Below are 17,384 nucleotides of genomic sequence, written 5' to 3' on the forward strand. Positions count from 1 at the left end.
ATTCTTATTTAATTTATTCTGTACAACTTCCGGCACTATGAAACTTCCTTTTCCAGGAACTGACGTAGAACATACTGTAAGATTCCGCCATTTTGATAATAATTTATTTCAATGTTGGAATCCAGTCTTGCTATGACCTGGAATTCAATGGATTTTCCTTCCCTACTTGTGGCAGTAATATCCAATAATTTTTGTGGGGTTAATCCCTGCTCAATTCCTGATATACTGAATTTTTCTTCTCCTGACAGGCCTAAATTTTCTGCGGTTTCCCCATCTTTATATTGCAGCGGCAATACCCCTAAACCTACAAGGTTACTGCGGTGAATGCGTTCATAGCTTTCTGCTAACACAGCCTTTATACCCAATAGAAAGGTACCTTTTGCCGCCCAGTCCCGTGAAGAACCACTTCCATATTCTTTACCTGCCAAAACGATCAAGGGTGTCTGATCCTCCTTATATTTTTGTGCGGCATCATAAATACTCATTTCTTCACCAGAAATTAAATAACGGGTATAACCCCCCTCTTTCCGAGCAAGTTTATTCTTGATGCGAACATTGGCAAATGTCCCTCGTACCATTACACGGTCATTTCCACGGCGGGAACCATAGGAATTAAAGGCTTTCTCCTCTACCCCGTGTTCAATAAGATATTTTCCCGCTGCTGATTCTTTGCTAAAGGCTCCTGCGGGGGAAATATGGTCTGTGGTAATGCTGTCGCCCAATACTAATAAAGCTCGAGCGTTTTTGATATCCTGAAAAGCTGCAGGTTTAACTGTAATATTCTTGAAAAAAGGAATTTCCTTAATGTAAGTGGAACTTTCTTCCCATTTATAAACTTTCTCCTTAGGAACTTCCAGATTTCTCCATATTTCATTTCCTTCGAATATCTCTCCATAATTTTTTTCGAAATCGCCCTGAGAAAGTACTTTGCTTAATATTTCATTTATCTCATCGTTGGTGGGCCAAATATCTTTAAGATAAACCGGTTGCTGATTTCTATCGTAACTAATCGGGTCGTTAATAAGGTCAATATCCACTCTTCCGGCAATTGCGTACGCCACCACGAGCATGGGCGACATTAAAAAGTTCATTTTTACCTGCGGATGAACGCGAGCCTCAAAATTACGATTTCCCGAAAGGACCGATGCCACCACCAGATCGTTTGAATCCACCGCTTTCGCAATTTGAGGTGGCAAAGGTCCGGAATTTCCTATACACGAAGTGCAACCGTAACCTACCAAATGGAATTGCAGCGCTTCCAGATCTTTCATTAAATCTGCTTTTTCCAGATAATCGGTTACCACTTTTGAGCCTGGGGCCAGGGAAGTTTTCACCCAGGGTTTAACATCTATTCCATGCTCCCGAGCTTTCCTGGCTACCAGGCCAGCGCCCACCATGACAAAAGGATTAGAAGTATTGGTACAGGAAGTAATGGCAGCAATAACTACTGACCCATCTGAAAGCATAAATTTATCTTCTCCTTCCGTGATCCAGACTGTTTTAAGTCGGTTACTATCCACTTCAATGTCAGAATCAGGTCTTTCCGAATGAGCCCCCGGTACGGGTTGTTTCCCCCCTTCCGACTTCCATCGCGCGATGGAATTTTCCACATCCCGGCTGTCCCGGTCAATGTATTCTCTTCCAAAACCCGCATTTAATAATTCGATGAATTTGTTCTTGAATTCCTTCAGAAGAATTTTATCCTGGGGACGTTTTGGTCCGGCAACCGAAGGTTCTATCATAGATACATCAAGCTCCACCACAGAGGAATATTCTATTTCATTTTCATTCTCGCGCCATAGCATATTGTTTTTGCAATATCCTTCTACGAGTTCTATCTGTGATTCCTCCCTGTTTGTTTGGCGCATATAGTCCAGCGTTTTATTATCAATTGGGAAGTAGGTCACGGTGCAGCCAAATTCTGGCGACATATTTCCTATGGTGGCGCGGTCTGGTACAGAAAGATGATCGAGCCCGGGACCAAAAACCTCTACAAATTTTCCTACCACACCATGTTTCCGAAGTAAATTGGCAATAGTAAGAACAAGATCTGTAGCTGTGGAACCTAAAGGTAGTTTTCCGGTAAGTTTAAGCCCAATTACCTCTGGCATAATAAAGTAAATAGGCTGTCCTAAAATAGCGGCTTCGGCTTCTATACCTCCTACACCCCAGCCTACAACCCCAATTCCGTTTACCATGGGAGTATGACTATCTGTTCCTACCAAGGTATCCGGAAAAACAACTCCATCTCTTTCCACTACTCCCTTAGCTAAATATTCCAGGTTTACCTGATGGCAAATCCCCATTCCTGGAGGAACAACGCTAAAATTATTAAAATTTTGCTGGGCCCATTTTAAAAATTGATAGCGTTCCTTATTCCTTTTATATTCCTCTTCCATATTCCTTTTATAGGAATAATTGGTACCGAAGTAATCCACCTGCACAGAATGATCCACCACCAGATCTACAGGAATAAGAGGATTTATACTTTCTGCATTTTTGCCCTTCCTGGCTACTTCGGCGCGTAAGGCCGCAATATCTACAACTGCGGGCACACCGGTAAAATCCTGCATCAAAACACGAGCTGGTTTGAAAGGGATATCCTTTTCTGAAGCCTGGGGGGTCCAATTTAAAAGGGTTTCAATATGTTCTTGGGTAACCGCAAAATCATCAAAATTACGAAGTGTATTTTCTAATAGAATGCGGATCGAAAATGGTAGTTTGTTTATATTATTCACTCGTTTATGAAGCTCCCGCAGACTGAAGTAGGTGAGGTTTTTCCCCCTAAAATTGAAAGATTTTTGAGTTTTAAATGGATCTTTAGACATAGCTGCTATTTTATATTTAAAAGAAGATGATTTTTAGCACTCTCAAAATAGGAGTTCTTAAAGCTACCTGCTTCTTACAAGTCTCATTTATTGTGATAAATACCTTATAAAGGTAGGCATTCCTTTAAAAAGGACAAAATGGTCCTAAATAAATTTTTTAGTGTCTTATCGAAAAGTAACATTAATAATTAAGCTCAGTTTCGGTTACAGGATCGGGAACTCTTCTACTAATTTATCTATTAAGATGAAAAATAAAAAGGCCTTTCACAATTCTTAAAGATTATAAATATAAAAGATTAACACTGAATGAAAGCAAACAGCCTACTTTCATTATTTCCATTCCCACATAATAGAAATGTAAATAGGTAGGTGAAAGTTCTTCACCCCCTATCAGAATTTTCGCTCGAATATCTAAAGCAGGTAATAGCCATAGTGTTTGAACCACTAAAAGGAGAAGAGGAACAAAAAAGAGTAGGTTTCGGAAAATGAAGATATCACCTTCAACCACCAAATTGGTCATTATGGCAATTGCTAAAATCAGCTCAATTTTATTAAGAGCAGAAAAAACAAGCCTTCCGATACCTAAACCTAATTTTACAGAGATACCCGGTGCTTTAAACTTTAACCAGGATTCCATAAAACTGATAGCGCCAACAAATCCTATCCACAGAATAGCAGCCACTATTGCAACCGGGTATTCAAGAACAGTCATATTAATGGAGTCGAGTTTTGGTAGGAGGCAATTTTGAGCTGAAACATCTCCGCCATTTTACTGGCGCGCCATTTAGCTTCTTCAGCCTTTTCTCCCTCAAATAGTTCATCAATGGTGGAAAAAAATAATTCCAGCCAGCGATGGAAATGGGTACGGGATACAGGCAATTTGGCGTGTGGTAAAAAAGGACTTCCATTATAGGTATGTTCCTGTAATAGAATAGTTTGCCAAAATGCATACATTTTTTCCAGATGTTGAGGCCACCGGTCTTTAATAACATCATTAAATATATCACTTAGCAATTTGTCATTCCTGACTTTATCGTAAAAGGTATCCACTAAAAGTTTTATATCCTCAATATTTCTTATCTCTTTCTGCATAATTAAAAAAATGATTTATAAAGTTCGGGTTTTAAATACATTACCAGGTAAAAAAGGCTAAATGCGAATATGACAATAATCAAGGCCCAAATCCAGGAAGGAATTGCCTTTGGATTTTCGGAACCACGAATAATAAATTTGTCCCTTGTTTCGCTTCCATAGGCATTGATAACTATAGGCGTTTGAGTGTCAATCACTTCATTATCTTTTAAACCTATTACGGAGATTTCTGGTCCATTTCGTACTTCAAATGGTATTATTTTAACCCCTTCAAGATGATCTGAAGATTTTGCCACAATTTTCAACGAATGTTTACCGTCGGGTATTTTTGTGGTATCCAGGACAAATTTTACGGGTGGAGTGAATTCTCCAAAAGCCTCTTCTTCTTCATCCAAAAAGACTTTGATGATCCTTGAATCTTCTTTTTTTTCAAAATCCTTCATCTCTTACGATATTTTTGATGTGGTTGGGATTCTTTTCGCCCGGTTTAAAAATATATTTCAAGCTCATTATCAGGGTGAATAAAACAATAATCACTGCAATGCTAATAATTACCGCATCCATAAATCCTCTTGAATCATCTGCAACAGCGGTACCTATAGGGGATACCTTTTCACAAGTCACCTGGGCGAAAAGCGAGTTCTGAATGAAAAAGAACCAAACTAGAAAGGTTATTATTTTTTTCATTGTACATCGCTATTTGAATTTTTGACGATAGAATCCCTTACTTTCCTTACATCTTCCACTTGTACTGGCGGTGCATTATTACCCCAGCTACTGCGCTCGTGCGTCATTATTGCAGCAATTTCGGCATCGGTTAGTTGGTCACCTAATGCCGGCATAGGGCCGTAGCCTTTAAGTTCATTATATCCTTCAAGGATGATACTGATCATTTTAGTTGGATCCTCATTATTTACAATCTTGCTACCTGCTAAGGGAGGGAACGCTCCTGGAACTCCTTGTCCAGTCTTTTGATGACAGGCAGCGCAGGTATTCATGAAAAGTTTTTCACCATCTAGGCCACTTATGGCAGATTCTTTTTCTGATTCCTTCCCCTTGACAGCTTTTTCTGAAAACGGAATAAATTTGGGTGCTGATCCTTCTGGTAATTTTGGTTGTTTAAGCGATTGCAGGTATGCTACCAGATTTATAGCATCTTCTGTGGCTATTATTTTCTTTCCCGGTTTATCGAAAATGTCTTTAGGTACTGCCACTATTACATCTGATGTATCAACTTGAGTGCTATCTACCTCCTTGAAGAGCCAAGGAAAACTCGGCATTATCGAAGCTTCCACCACAGCCCGTGGATCGTATAAGTGAAGTAATTGCCAGGCAGCACTGGATTGTCGTTCTCCCACACTTGTAAGATCGGGGCCGGTACGCTCACTGCCAAGGATAGAAGGAGTTTGCCTCCATACATCCATTCGTTGTTTGCTGTAATAATAATCTTCGGGTATCGAAGGCCTTTGTCCCCAGGTTTTATCCATCTCTATATTACGTACCTGCTGGGTATGGCAGGCTACGCAACCTTCAGATATAAAAACATCTTCACCTTTTATTTCTGCGTCGCTCATTTTAGGTTGATCAGGAATAGGCGTATAATCCTCCATTTGATATGCCGGAAAAACTGCCACCCCCAGGCTCAGGGCCAAAAATACTCCGAATGCGGTAAGTACAAGTGCTTTGTGGTTCTTATTAAAATCGAACATAATCTTTCTTTTAAACGTTTACGATTTTTCCTTTTACATCCTGGATTTTCCCTGGAAGTTCTTCGGCTTTCTTTCTTCCTTTGATCATATAATAAAAGTTATAAGCAAAGAAAAGATGAGATATGAACATTAAGGTTCCTCCCACTGCACGCCACACCCAGTAAGGTTTCATAAGTATTACGGATTCAATGAAAGGATTGCCTTCAATCCAGCTCAAGCCCTTTAAAGTTCCACCGGCCATCAGAGATACCATATAGGCGAAAAGGCCTATAAATGCCAGCCAGAAATGAGCACCAACAAATAATTGAGGCGGCTCTTTTCCTGTTAATTTTGGAATTATTGTATAGATGCAAGCCCACAGAATAAAAGAAATGATACCATACATTGTCATATGGGAATGGGCAACATTAAAATCGGTGAAATGCCAGACAAAATTGGTAAACCTGAAAGCCTGTAGACTACCTTGGGTTGAACCAACAAAATAAAATATTACTCCCACTAAAAAGAACGGTAACACATAGCTTTTTGAAATATGACTAAAACGTCCTTTCATTGTCATTAAAAAATTTGTTGTTCCCGCAACCACAGGGATTACCATTCCCACACTAAATACAATGGCGGTGGTTTGAAGCCACCACGGTAATGGGCTGAAAACGAAATGATGCGTACCTATCATGGTATAAAATAACATCTGTGTCCAGAAGGCCAGTACGCCCAATGAATAAGAATAAATAGGCTTGTTAAGAGTAGCCGGCAAATAATAATAGACAAGTCCCAGGGTAAAAGTCATGAACCACATCCCTACGCCCTGATGCATATAATAACCCTGTATAACTGTTTCGCCCAAACCGTTCTGGTAAAAAGGAAGATAGGCTATAATCGCAAGAACAACGGTCCAGATTAGGGAAGCTAAAATAAACCAATTGGAAATATAAATTTCCGAAATTTTTCGGGTTGCTACTGTTTTGTAAAAGTTATAAAAAGTGATTATCAATCCAATCATAAAAAGAATCATAATCGGCCAGATATATTCCCTGTACTCCCCTCCCCCATTATTAATTCCACTCATAAGCGCAATATTACCCAATAGAACAGTCAGGTTTATCAATATCCAGGTAATCCAGGCTTTTTTATAACTATGGATCTTGTTGTTAGAAGTACGGGCAATCACAAAATATCCAAGACCTATCATAGCCAAAGAACCCCATCCCCAGAATACTGTATTGGTATGCACTGGACGAAGTCTCCCAAAAGAAAGCCATGAAAGGTGGTCAAGTTCGGGCCAAACAAATTTCAACCCGATATATTCTCCCACAAGGGTACCGAAAACCAGCCAGCAAGCAGCGGCCCCAATATAATAGATGACGATCTTTTTAAGTTCGCCCGGGGTCTCAATGCTTAATAGCGTCTTCTTCTTTTCTTCAAAAAAACTGTTATTTGGATCGGTTTGCACAGCCTGCACCAGCCCTTTTTTATCGATCACTCTGCTTTTACTCCCCAGTTCATGCCCTTTCAATTTATATTTTAAAGCGCTTTTTCGACTCTCCAGTATCTGATCAATTTCATCGCTCTCCATTGAAACGATATCTTCATTAAAAGCTATTCTGTTCTGCTCTATTTTCTTTTGTTTCAAACGATCAAAATAAAAGTTCATTCTTATTAACAGAATAAATAGGCTAAGTATCAAAACAATGGCTAATAGAATCAATGTGCCAATAATTCCCGGACTTGTTAACCACTCATCCGAGACATTTCCACTAATTTGGGGAAAAGCCTGAATAGGAGATATTATCAAAAAAGCTATAAAAGCTGTAATTGTATGTTTCATAAAACTTTCAGAATTTTTCAGGTTCTTGAATGATTTCCAATTAATTTTCAAACAAGAGATATTATTATTAATACAGTGATTAATAAGGCGGGTCCTAGTCAGATCAAAAACCGAATTATTTCGATTTCAATAAGTCATGTATTAAAAACTTACAATGCAACCTCAGCTACGAGAAAGATAACATATATCGAATGTAGGTGTTTAAAATATGACTCTTCAAAATCATTAAGAATTTGAAGATAAATTTCCGTCCCTTTGTCTTAAGTTTGAGCAAAACTACACCTTTGTTAAGGCTTATTTTATGACTTGAATCATATAGAGCCTTCCATCTTTAGAGCGTTCTTTTGGGTTATTAAACATGGCGACGTTATAGCAAATCAAAAAACTAAATGATGGGTCATTTGCCCACAGATTTCAGTAAGAGTTCATTTCGAAAAACAGATTTAAAAATAAGAGCAGATGTATGGTAAAATCCTGACTGGGTAGAGAATTCGATTGTGAGATGCCTAAAGAATATGAATAATCATCCCGATAAAAGAAAAGGCCGGTAAGTATTTACCAAGGAAGAAGAGTACCTTTTTTTGGGTAGTTAAAATATTTAATTCTCCGAAAGAAGAATCATAAAAGATAAAGACATCCTTTATAAAACATTTTGTACTTTTGGTTTAATAAAAAAAGGAAAATATGATCTCTAAATCCTGTAAATATGCTATCCGGGCAGCGGTTTTCATTGCTTCTCGTGCTAGAGAAAATGTCAAATTAGGTGTAAAAGATGTGGCTGAAGAAATTGAAGCTCCTAAAGCTTTCACTGCAAAAATTCTTCGAACCTTAAATAAATATAAGATCGTTACTTCCCTTAAGGGTCCATACGGAGGCTTTTACTGCGAAAATCACCAGCTAAATTTACCAGTAATCGAAGTTGTCAATGCGATAGATGGACTATCTGTATTTAAAGAATGTGTAATGGGACTGCATCAATGTTCTGATGATCACCCCTGCCCTATGCATACCAAATATGCCAAAACTCGAAATGCCTTCTTTAAATCATTTGAAGAGACAACTATAGGTAGTCTGGCTTCAGACCTTACCAAAGGAGCTGTATATCTAAAAAACCCGTAAAAAAAATTTAGATATTTAAATTAATAAAGGATAAACTTATCCTTTATTAATTTTTATTTATATCTTTGGTTGGAAATAAGACGATATTAGTTATAAAGGTGACCCCTGGTACTAATACTCCTTTAATGCCAGATTCATAACATTGGCCTAGACTTATGGAATCCTATTTTGAATCTTGAAAATATAATTTTGAGCTACTTCTGGTGTAGTTAAAAAACCAGAAAAAATAATTATCCACCCTTCGAAGAGAAACAAAAACTTCGGAAAAATTTAAAAAAATGAATACGCAATTTATTACAGTTTCTGCAGTGCTTTTAATGCTATTCAGCGGAAACAATTTAGCAGTGATTTCAGAAAAAGAAAACACGGTAAGGACGGAAGCAAGCCAACCGGTTCGAACCGTTGTGATCAATGCCAATGATCAAATGCGATTTGATAAAAATGAGATCAGGGTCAAAGCTGGAGATCGCATCAAACTCACTCTACATCATACCGGAAAATTTGCTAAAAATGTGATGGGACATAATTTTGTGCTGCTCACAATAGGCACGGACGTAGCTAAATTTGCACAAGCAGCCATGAGCAAGAAAGATACCGAGTATATTCCTTCAACAGGAGTCATCGCACATACCAGGCTTCTTGGAGGCGGAGAATCTACAACCATAGAATTCAACGCGCCACCTAAAGGAACCTATGACTTTCTTTGCAGCTTTCCGGGTCACTATGCTATGATGAAGGGCAAATTCGTCGTAGAATAGAAGTCACTCTTAAATTGCGCCCGACAAAAGAGTGTCGGGCGCAATTCTGACCAAATCTTGAAAAAAGAAATAAAAGAAATTATGGAAAAGAAGAAACCAATAAAGAGAAATCCGAATTTGCAGCCGCTTAGTAGGGACCACCATCATACCCTATTGCTGTGTTGGAAGATCAGAAAAGGTTTTTCAAAAGGAGTTTCACCAGAGCGAATTAAAGCCTATTCTGATTGGTTCTTTCATAACCATATTCTTTCACATTTTACTATAGAAGAAAAATACCTTTTCCCGGTGCTAGGAAAGGAAGATCCGATGATAAAAAGGGCACTGGCAGAGCATCAACGGTTAAAAAGGCTTTTCCTTAAAGAAAAGGACCTGGAGAAAACGCTTCGTCTTATTGAACAGGAACTCGATCAACACGTTCGATTTGAAGAACGGGAGTTGTTTTCCAGGATACAGGCCGCTGCGACCCAAGAGCAACTTGAATTGATAAAGACGCACCATAAGGACGATAAATTTGAGGAAAACACTAACGATGAGTTTTGGAATTAAACTAAAGAAATCTTTCTATGATGTCAAAAAAGATGTTATCGCTGTTTAATGATGACCATGAAAAACTTAGAGAAATGTGTCTTCATATTAGAAATGGACTAAGAACGGGAGTCGCTACCGAAAGAATCAGGCACTATGTGGATTGGGCCAGCAAAAATTTTCTTATTCCTCACATTCAAAAAGAAGAAAAGTTCTTAACGCAGCAAACAAAAAATACCCGTATTAAAAGGGCTATGGCTAATCATCGGAGGATTATCAGGCTTTTGACCTGCAGCTGCGAAGACCTTAAAGTTCTCAATCTTCTAGAAGAGGAACTGGAGGTACATATCAACTTTGAAGAAAACATAGTCTATAAAGAGATTGAAGAAAATTCAAACTCTAAAAAAGATAACGCAACCTTCGGAACCACGAAAGGATTCTATTGCCAATGGAATGATCCTTTTTGGGAGGAATGAAAATCAAATTCCACAGGTTTTATCCTTCCGGAATTCCGACCTAAACCTGGAGTAGGATATTCTACATTTTAAAAAATAAATATTATGAAAACCGCATCTTTATTAAAAAACCTCAGTTTTGAAGACAAAAAGCCTGCGGTGCAGGTATTAATGGAAACCGATAGCACAAAAGAGATTCGAATAGTGATGAAAAAAGGTCAAGTAATGAAAGAGCATCAAACCCCTTTTCCTATCGTTGTAGAACTTTTTGAAGGCAAAATTTCCTTTGGAGTGAATGGAGAAATCAACCATATAAATAAGGGAGACATACTTTCTCTTGAAGGGAATGTGCCACATGATCTACTAGCGGAAGAGAATAGTATTATTCGCTTATCTCTTTCTAAACTAGATAAGGTAGAACGGGTGGAAAATGTTGCAAACTCTTCAAGCTAATGTTATTCAAAAAATTAATAATAAATATCTCCACTTAGACCTGACGATTTTGACTATTTGAGATAAGAAAGCACTTCATTTTTTCCAGGTTTCTATTTTAAGAAATTAAAAGATCATAAAAATACTGTTTCTGAAATCAGAAATCGGATTAGAAAGAGCCGATGAAGAAGACATAACCTGTTAAAAGCGCTCCATTTTTTGTGCAATTTGAATGAATTCCTTATCTACTTCTTAACTTTTGCCAGCAATTGATACTCTTTTCTAAAATTGGAAAATCCTTCTTTCAAAAAGATTTATACTAGATAGCAGTTTCCTTCTTCATTTACGTATGATTTTAAAAAATTAGAGAATCTCTTCATTAAAATCTTTTGGATATAAAGTGCAAGATAAAACACTGAATTGCAGAAATGTTTCTAAAATTGATAGTCGTCATATATTTCGGACAATCTGGTCCTTAATTTTACCACCGAATTAAAAAAAGTGATTTGAAAATGAAAAATTTAATTAATAGACAGAGCATCAGTTTATGGTATATGGCGGTACTTTTCCTTTCTGTTTCACTGCAATCCTGTATCTCTGATGTTGAAGGTTCAACAACCGAAATAAGTACAGTTTCCAACATGACAGCTGAATTGACTGCTCCTCCCAATGTTCCTCCCCCAGTAGGAGCAAGAAAAGCTGCCAAATTAATTGTAGATATGGAGGTCGTTGAAAAAGAAGGTGAAATGACGGATGGAGTAAAATATATTTACTGGACCTTCAACGGCACTGTACCAGGAAGTTTTATAAGAACCAGAGTTGGTGATGAAATAGAATTTCATCTAAAAAATCATCCCAACAATAAGCTACCTCATAATATAGATTTACACGCTGTAACAGGTCCTGGTGGTGGTGCCGAATCCACTTTTGTAGCTCCCGGGCAGGAGAAAGTGTTCTCCTTTAAAGCTCTTAATCAAGGACTTTTTGTTTACCACTGTGCTACCGCTCCGGTCGGAATGCATATCGCAAATGGGATGTATGGCCTTATTTTAGTTGAACCAAAAGGTGGCCTTCCTCCTGTAGATAAAGAATATTATGTAATGCAAGGAGATTTCTATACTAAAGGTAAATATGGAGAACCTGGTTTGCAACCATTTGATATGGAGAAAGCAATAGACGAACGCCCAGATTATGTGGTATTTAATGGAAAAGTCGGAGCTCTGAATGACGACAATGCGCTTACAGCCAATGTCGGAGAAACTGTGCGACTATTTGTTGGAAATGGAGGTCCGAATAAAGTTTCTTCTTTCCATGTCATTGGGGAAATTTTTGATAAGGTCCATGTGGAAGGTGGTGACCTTATGAACGAGAATGTGCAAACTACTCTTATCCCATCAGGTGGTGCGGCGATCATTGAATTTAAAGTTCAGGTACCTGGGACATATTTGTTGGTGGACCACTCTATATTTAGAGCTTTCAACAAAGGAGCTCTAGGGATGCTTAAGGTTTCTGGCAAGAAGGATGCTAAAATCTATTCCGGCACCCAGACAGAAAGAACGTTTGATCCTGATGGAACTATGGCAAAAGCTAAACCGGCTGCTGAAGCAGGCGAAAATTTGGCTGAAACCACAAAAGTATTGGGAAAATCACTTGAAGAACAAAAAGCCCACGGAAAAAAGGTCTTTATGCAAACGTGTTTCGCATGTCACCAGGCCAACGGCCAGGGAATACCCGGAGCCTTTCCTCCTCTCGCAAAATCAGACTTTCTTAATCAAGATGTTGTCCGTGCGATAGGTGTTGTGAAACATGGCTTAAATGGCGAAGTAACGGTAAATGGAACAACCTTCAATAGCGTCATGCCTGCCCAAAGCCTGAGCGACGAGGAGATCGCAGATGTGCTTACCTATATCTATCATAATTTTGACAATAACAAAACTGTAGTAACACCTGAAATGGTAAAATCGCAGTCAAAATAAGAATAAAATGTTCAAAAGGATATTCGATCATAAAGTTGGAGTTTGGATAGTGTTATTGATTCTTGTTTCTTCAGCATCTTTTGCACAGCAGAATCAAAAAATGGCCTTGATAAAAGGGGGAGAATATATCCCCCTTTATGGGTCGGATTCAACACTTGTGAAAGTTGATGAATTCTTCATGGATAGATTTCCGGTGACCAATACTCAATATCTGGATTTCCTGAAAAATCATCCGGAGTGGGTAAGATCTGCAATCAAACCTCTTTTTGCCGATAAGAGGTATCTCGCAACCTGGGAAAGTGATCTTTCCTTTGGAAAGGATAATTTGCCTAATGCCCCTGTTACAAATGTTTCATGGTTTGCGGCCAAAAAATATTGCGAATGCCAGGGAAAGAGATTACCAAGAATGGACGAGTGGGAATTCGTGGCTATGGCTGACGAGAATACCATAGATGCCCGGATTAAACCGGATTTTAATCAGCGTATTCTTTCATGGTACGAAACACCTAACACCTCTTCCAAGCCGATAGGTAGCACCTTCCAGAATTATTGGGGAGTATACGATATGCATGGCCTGGTATGGGAATGGACTTTAGATTTTAACAGTGTACTTCTTTCTCCCGCTTCTCGCGGAAACGGTACTGGGGATTCTAATCTTTTTTGTGGCAGTAGTGCCATAGGCGCTACAAACCTTATGGATTATGCTGCCTTCATGCGTTATGCCTTTCGAAGGAGCATAAAAGCGAGATATGATATTAAAAACTTAGGGTTTAGATGCGCCAAAAGCATCAATGATAAAAATCTACAATAATGAAAAAAATAGTTCTAGCAGGTTTTGTGAGCGTTATGATGTTCGCTTCTTGCAATGATAATGCTTCAAAGAGTACCGCTAAAGTAATCGCTTCAAATGAAAAAGAAGCTCTAGAAAAAAATGAAATTCCAGATTTGTCTCTGTTCAACCTTTCAACGACCTGGACTACCCAAAACGGGAAGGACATCAAATTACAAGATTTACAGGGAGACGTATTGGTCATGGTGATGATCTATACGTCCTGCACTACCGCCTGCCCGCGTCTGATTGCTGATATGAAAAATATTGAAGAGCGTTTGCCCGAGGCTATTAAAAAACACGTAAAAATGGTCTTTGTGAGTATTGATCCTGAAACAGATACTCCAGAGCGGTTGAAGAGCTTTGCACAAGATAGGGATATGGATAAAGAACCATGGCTTTTTCTTCGGTCCACTGAAGAAAACACGCGGGAATTTGCCGCCGTTGTGGCCGTGAACTATAAGCAGATTAATCCTATGACCTTTTCTCACTCTAACATCATAAGCGTTTTTAACCCTCAGGGTATATTGCTTTATCAACAGGAAGGCCTGGGAGTAAATTCCGATGAAACTGTAGAGAACATTCAAGCTGCGGTAAGCGAAATATAGGTGGGAATGTCTATGGTTCGTGAACCTGCAATCAGCCGAAATCTCAAAAAATTCTAAAAGATGGATATGTAGAACCATTCTTCTATTGAATCCTTTTAAGTCTTTCTTCTTTTCTTAAGGAATTGGCTTTAATTCAGCGAAATCATTTCATTTTGAAACCATTAATTTTCCTATAAGTAAATCTTAACTCCCCTGCTTATACTACGGATTCCTTTTAAAAATAAGCTTCTTGATAAAAAACAAAGTATGGCCCCACCAATAACTTATAAGAATAATTGAAATTACTCCCAACTGGGCGCTTATTGTTTCCCAGGTAGGATAATATCCCAGAAGGTCTAATCTCCAGGAGAGGTTAACACCAGTGATAGGAACAAAACCACTTTCCTGAAGGGCATGTACACCTTTTCCTATCAGAACAATAGCTAAACCACCAATAACCACAGTGGAGATTTTGAGTAACTTGATGACCGGAAACTTTTTCGTATACCTTAAGAGAATCCAGGAAAGGAACAATACAATCACAAAAGCTCCTGCCACACCCAACCCAATGGCGGATTGGTTGGAAGCTTCAACCTCGAGATTCAGTGCTGAAAGAAAAAGAACGGACTCAAACGCCTCTCTAAAAACCACAATAAAAGCAAAAGCGAAAATCCCCAAAAGATTACTACCAGTAAGGAGGCTATGAACCCTGGTTTTTACGAAAGAATTCCACTTCCCGATTTCCGATTTTTGATGCAGCCAAAATCCCAAATAAAGGAGAACACTTGCTGCAAAGATTGAAATGCTTCCTTCCACAATTTCTCTTTGGCTACCACCAATATTTATAAGGTCATCTACCAGGAACCAGCTGAATACCCCAACTATTACTGCCAGCATCCATCCCAGGTGTACCCATTTTGCCGCCCAGGATGCCTTCACGGATTTTATTACAGCTAATACAGTAATTAAAATTAGAAAAGCTTCAAGTCCTTCGCGGAGTATGACAGAAGCGGCCAAAAGAAAGGTTGTCCAGAATGAAAATTTATTATCGGCAAGGATTGATTTGGCTTGTTCAATTCCAGAAAGGGCAACTTTTGCCTTGGTACGTACCTTCGTCTTGCTTTGCTCATGATCTATTGCGCTTCGAAAAGCCTGCATGTCTACTTCCAACTTTCGCATGAACGAAGGATAGCTGGCTTTAAGTTGTAATTCCACTGGTTCAACACCTTCCAGATAAGCTCGCAAAGCTTTTTCCCGGGCTGCATTTTGATCCCCCTTTTCATAAAACAATTCGGCTTCATTTACAAACCGCGCTGCAACGGATAAACTACTTGAGGATTTCCCAGTACGCGAATAATTTCGCAGTGCGGCTACTGATGTCATGGTGTCAACAGAAATATCCTGAAAAAGAGCTTCCAAATCCTGATCTGATAAAAATGCCAGGTCTTTTAAAGTTAAATCTTTTCTGGAAATTAATTTTTCAGCCAGCTCCTTATCCTTTCCTTGTTCATAAGGCAGTGCTTTTATATAAAAAGCAAGATCCCAGACTTCCTTATCTGATAGTTCGTCAAATGATTTCATGCTGGTTTGGGGGACCCCTAGCCGAATGGTATTAAAGATTTGGAAAGGTGAGCTCTCCAGCATTTTTGATGCCCAAAAATTGGTTGGCTTAGGGTTCAATTCGGTTGAGAGACTGCCATCGCCTTCTCCGTTTTTTCCATGACAGGACATGCAGTAATTTCTATACAAGGATTTACCTTTTGATATATCAGGCCATACGGGAGGTGAAATTGGAATTGGTGTAGTTTGAAGTACTAGTTTTTTCAAAGAATCTGCTATAATCTTAATTTGGTTGGAAGCTTTTTTACTAGCTACCCTGTAAGACAATTCGGAAATTCCACGGAATAAATTAATACTATCTTTTTTGGTCTTAAATGGGAGGTTATGCCCCAATCCTTTTAAAGTGGTTATAAAATCCAGCAGTTCACTGTATTCATTTTCATTTTTTATTTCACCATTATTAATCGCAGAATCATAGTCCTGAGCTATATAATCCAGTAGATGAACCAAAGTTCGGGCTGGTATGTTCTCCTTTTCTTGGGCAGTAATATTTTCTGATAAAAAAAGAGTGATTAAAACAGGCAAAAATAGACTCCGAAGTAGCTTCATTTCCAGAATTCGTTATTTAGAACAAATCTAAACAATAAGTTGGTCCAAAAGAAGAAAAGCCCTAATTTTCTTAATACTCTTCTCTGCTGAGTAATCAAAAAGCTAACGGATCCTTTACGTAGGAGTTGAAATTCTGTTCCTTAAAATAGCATTCCGTTATAAAACAAATTATAATGAATGCCTTTTCTATATGGAAAAGACCAGGAAAAGTCAATATAAAAGAAATAACCAGCCAGGTTCAAATTCCTATACTAGCTCAATACGGTTACATTCCTTATTTTTACCTTTTGAACGCCCCGGGCTAATTGGAAGTTATGATACCTGTAGATATATTGTTGGAAAATGGAGCTAAAAAAAGATTATTTGAGAAAAATGAATATATTTTCAGGGAAGGCAAAAAAGCTCATTTTTACTATCAAATATTTTCTGGCGAAGTAAAAATGAATAATTTTCTAGAAAACGGAAAAGAATTCATTCAGAGCTTTTTCAGCGCTCCCCGAAGCTTTGGGGAACCGCCGCTTTTTGCCAACATTCGCTATCCTGCCAACGCCATTGCAACAATGGATTCGGAAATTTTTTTACTTGAAAAGAAAGCATTCTTACAATTACTTACCTCCCACCCTTTGATCCATCTTAAAATTACAGAAGCTCTGGCCACTCGACTCCATTATAAGGCAGTTATGGCGCCCGAAATTTCTTCTCAGGAGCCTGAACACAGGATTCTGAGAGTCCTGGATTACTTAAAAAAGGAGATCTACAAATTGGAGAAACCTTTTTCCTTTAAAGTTGACCTTACAAGACAACAAATCGCAGATTTAACGGGACTTCGAGTGGAAACTGTGATTAGAGCCACAAAAGCGCTGGAAAAGAAAAAAGAATTAAAAATTAAAAATCGTAAAGTTTACCGATAAGCTTCAGGTAAATCAGAAACTAAACTTCGTAGTTCAATTTTTCCGGTTATAAAATTTACCGAATTACTGTAAAAGTAAAAAGGTAGTTCCTTGATCCATCGAAGATATATACTCGCTTTTTCACATTCCTTTGTATAAAATTAGCCTCCAGTTCCTTCTTATGATT

The 17,384-nt window shown here is 38.4% G+C and carries 17 protein-coding genes; 9 read left to right on the forward strand and 8 right to left on the reverse strand.

Features of this window, described 5'->3' with window-relative positions; translation table 11 throughout:
* Positions 1–35 precede the first annotated feature (35 nt).
* The 7 genes from acnA to C7S20_RS18945 all read right to left on the reverse strand — a co-directional run bounded on the left by acnA (position 36) and on the right by C7S20_RS18945 (position 7,457).
* Positions 36–2,828, reverse strand: coding sequence for an aconitate hydratase AcnA (gene acnA, locus C7S20_RS18915; protein ID WP_107013919.1), 2,793 nt, complete (start codon positions 2,826–2,828; stop codon positions 36–38).
* Between the two features lie 280 nt (positions 2,829–3,108).
* Positions 3,109–3,540 (reverse strand): hypothetical protein, encoded by a 432-nt coding sequence (locus tag C7S20_RS18920; RefSeq protein ID WP_107013920.1) that lies wholly within the window; start codon positions 3,538–3,540, stop codon positions 3,109–3,111.
* On the reverse strand, positions 3,537–3,920 hold the full coding sequence (locus C7S20_RS18925; RefSeq protein WP_107013921.1) for a group III truncated hemoglobin: 384 nt from the start codon (positions 3,918–3,920) through the stop codon (positions 3,537–3,539). Before C7S20_RS18925 ends, C7S20_RS18920 begins: the two co-directional genes overlap by 4 nt.
* A 2-nt stretch (positions 3,921–3,922) precedes the next feature.
* On the reverse strand, positions 3,923–4,363 hold the full coding sequence (locus C7S20_RS18930; RefSeq protein WP_107013922.1) for a cytochrome C: 441 nt from the start codon (positions 4,361–4,363) through the stop codon (positions 3,923–3,925).
* Entirely contained in the window at positions 4,350–4,607 is a 258-nt protein-coding gene (locus tag C7S20_RS18935) for a hypothetical protein (protein ID WP_107013923.1), read from the reverse strand. Before C7S20_RS18935 ends, C7S20_RS18930 begins: the two co-directional genes overlap by 14 nt.
* Positions 4,604–5,629 (reverse strand): cbb3-type cytochrome c oxidase subunit II, encoded by a 1,026-nt coding sequence (locus C7S20_RS18940; protein ID WP_107013924.1) that lies wholly within the window; start codon positions 5,627–5,629, stop codon positions 4,604–4,606. Before C7S20_RS18940 ends, C7S20_RS18935 begins: the two co-directional genes overlap by 4 nt.
* Before the next feature lie 10 nt (positions 5,630–5,639).
* The gene (locus C7S20_RS18945; RefSeq protein WP_107014332.1) at positions 5,640–7,457 is read right to left on the reverse strand and encodes a cbb3-type cytochrome c oxidase subunit I; all 1,818 of its coding nucleotides are present in this window, start codon (positions 7,455–7,457) and stop codon (positions 5,640–5,642) included.
* A 684-nt stretch (positions 7,458–8,141) separates the two neighbouring features.
* On the opposite strand from C7S20_RS18945, the gene C7S20_RS18950 reads away from it, so the two are divergent.
* From C7S20_RS18950 to C7S20_RS18985, 8 genes are all read left to right on the forward strand, one after another.
* Positions 8,142–8,576, forward strand: a complete 435-nt coding sequence (locus C7S20_RS18950; protein WP_107013925.1) for an RrF2 family transcriptional regulator — start codon at positions 8,142–8,144, stop codon at positions 8,574–8,576.
* Positions 8,577–8,854: 278 nt separating this feature from the next.
* On the forward strand, positions 8,855–9,334 hold the full coding sequence (gene azu / locus C7S20_RS18955; protein ID WP_107013926.1) for an azurin: 480 nt from the start codon (positions 8,855–8,857) through the stop codon (positions 9,332–9,334).
* An 81-nt stretch (positions 9,335–9,415) separates the two neighbouring features.
* Complete coding sequence (locus tag C7S20_RS18960) at positions 9,416–9,880, forward strand: hemerythrin domain-containing protein (RefSeq protein WP_107014333.1); 465 nt, start codon at positions 9,416–9,418, stop codon at positions 9,878–9,880.
* Between the two features lie 17 nt (positions 9,881–9,897).
* The gene (locus C7S20_RS18965; protein WP_159039994.1) at positions 9,898–10,335 is read left to right on the forward strand and encodes a hypothetical protein; all 438 of its coding nucleotides are present in this window, start codon (positions 9,898–9,900) and stop codon (positions 10,333–10,335) included.
* Between the two features lie 84 nt (positions 10,336–10,419).
* Positions 10,420–10,767 (forward strand): cupin domain-containing protein, encoded by a 348-nt coding sequence (locus tag C7S20_RS18970; RefSeq protein WP_107013928.1) that lies wholly within the window; start codon positions 10,420–10,422, stop codon positions 10,765–10,767.
* Positions 10,768–11,258: 491 nt separating this feature from the next.
* Positions 11,259–12,722 carry a copper-containing nitrite reductase gene (nirK, locus tag C7S20_RS18975; RefSeq protein ID WP_107013929.1) on the forward strand — a complete coding sequence of 488 codons (1,464 nt, stop codon included), beginning with the start codon at positions 11,259–11,261 and terminating at the stop codon, positions 12,720–12,722.
* Between the two features lie 7 nt (positions 12,723–12,729).
* Positions 12,730–13,533, forward strand: coding sequence for a formylglycine-generating enzyme family protein (locus tag C7S20_RS18980; RefSeq protein ID WP_107013930.1), 804 nt, complete (start codon positions 12,730–12,732; stop codon positions 13,531–13,533).
* Entirely contained in the window at positions 13,533–14,159 is a 627-nt protein-coding gene (locus tag C7S20_RS18985; protein WP_107013931.1) for an SCO family protein, read from the forward strand. Before C7S20_RS18980 ends, C7S20_RS18985 begins: the two co-directional genes overlap by 1 nt.
* A 201-nt stretch (positions 14,160–14,360) precedes the next feature.
* On the opposite strand, the gene C7S20_RS18990 is transcribed toward C7S20_RS18985, so the two are convergent.
* Positions 14,361–16,307, reverse strand: coding sequence for an FTR1 family protein (locus C7S20_RS18990; protein WP_107013932.1), 1,947 nt, complete (start codon positions 16,305–16,307; stop codon positions 14,361–14,363).
* A 314-nt stretch (positions 16,308–16,621) separates the two neighbouring features.
* Here C7S20_RS18990 and C7S20_RS18995 point away from each other — a divergent pair, with 314 nt between their 5' ends.
* Positions 16,622–17,218: a Crp/Fnr family transcriptional regulator gene (locus C7S20_RS18995; RefSeq protein ID WP_107014334.1), complete on the forward strand. Its 597-nt coding sequence runs from the start codon at positions 16,622–16,624 to the stop codon at positions 17,216–17,218.
* Positions 17,219–17,384 lie beyond the last annotated feature (166 nt).

Origin of the sequence: Christiangramia fulva (genome assembly GCF_003024155.1) — a bacterium.
In the GTDB taxonomy this organism is placed as follows: domain Bacteria; phylum Bacteroidota; class Bacteroidia; order Flavobacteriales; family Flavobacteriaceae; genus Christiangramia; species Christiangramia fulva.

Bases quoted from the DNA above. Each gene is read 5' to 3' on its own strand.
- C7S20_RS18985 (WP_107013931.1), top strand. From the start codon at position 13,533: ATGAAAAAAATAGTTCTAGCAGGTTTTGTGAGCGTTATGATGTTCGCT.
- C7S20_RS18995 (WP_107014334.1), top strand. From the start codon at position 16,622: ATGATACCTGTAGATATATTGTTGGAAAATGGAGCTAAAAAAAGATTA.
- C7S20_RS18925 (WP_107013921.1), bottom strand. From the start codon at position 3,920: ATGCAGAAAGAGATAAGAAATATTGAGGATATAAAACTTTTAGTGGAT.
- acnA (WP_107013919.1), bottom strand. From the start codon at position 2,828: ATGTCTAAAGATCCATTTAAAACTCAAAAATCTTTCAATTTTAGGGGG.
- C7S20_RS18965 (WP_159039994.1), top strand. From the start codon at position 9,898: ATGATGTCAAAAAAGATGTTATCGCTGTTTAATGATGACCATGAAAAA.
- C7S20_RS18980 (WP_107013930.1), top strand. From the start codon at position 12,730: ATGTTCAAAAGGATATTCGATCATAAAGTTGGAGTTTGGATAGTGTTA.
- C7S20_RS18990 (WP_107013932.1), bottom strand. From the start codon at position 16,307: ATGAAGCTACTTCGGAGTCTATTTTTGCCTGTTTTAATCACTCTTTTT.
- C7S20_RS18970 (WP_107013928.1), top strand. From the start codon at position 10,420: ATGAAAACCGCATCTTTATTAAAAAACCTCAGTTTTGAAGACAAAAAG.
- C7S20_RS18950 (WP_107013925.1), top strand. From the start codon at position 8,142: ATGATCTCTAAATCCTGTAAATATGCTATCCGGGCAGCGGTTTTCATT.
- nirK (WP_107013929.1), top strand. From the start codon at position 11,259: ATGAAAAATTTAATTAATAGACAGAGCATCAGTTTATGGTATATGGCG.
- C7S20_RS18930 (WP_107013922.1), bottom strand. From the start codon at position 4,363: ATGAAGGATTTTGAAAAAAAAGAAGATTCAAGGATCATCAAAGTCTTT.
- C7S20_RS18940 (WP_107013924.1), bottom strand. From the start codon at position 5,629: ATGTTCGATTTTAATAAGAACCACAAAGCACTTGTACTTACCGCATTC.
- C7S20_RS18920 (WP_107013920.1), bottom strand. From the start codon at position 3,540: ATGACTGTTCTTGAATACCCGGTTGCAATAGTGGCTGCTATTCTGTGG.
- C7S20_RS18960 (WP_107014333.1), top strand. From the start codon at position 9,416: ATGGAAAAGAAGAAACCAATAAAGAGAAATCCGAATTTGCAGCCGCTT.
- C7S20_RS18935 (WP_107013923.1), bottom strand. From the start codon at position 4,607: ATGAAAAAAATAATAACCTTTCTAGTTTGGTTCTTTTTCATTCAGAAC.
- C7S20_RS18945 (WP_107014332.1), bottom strand. From the start codon at position 7,457: ATGAAACATACAATTACAGCTTTTATAGCTTTTTTGATAATATCTCCT.
- azu (WP_107013926.1), top strand. From the start codon at position 8,855: ATGAATACGCAATTTATTACAGTTTCTGCAGTGCTTTTAATGCTATTC.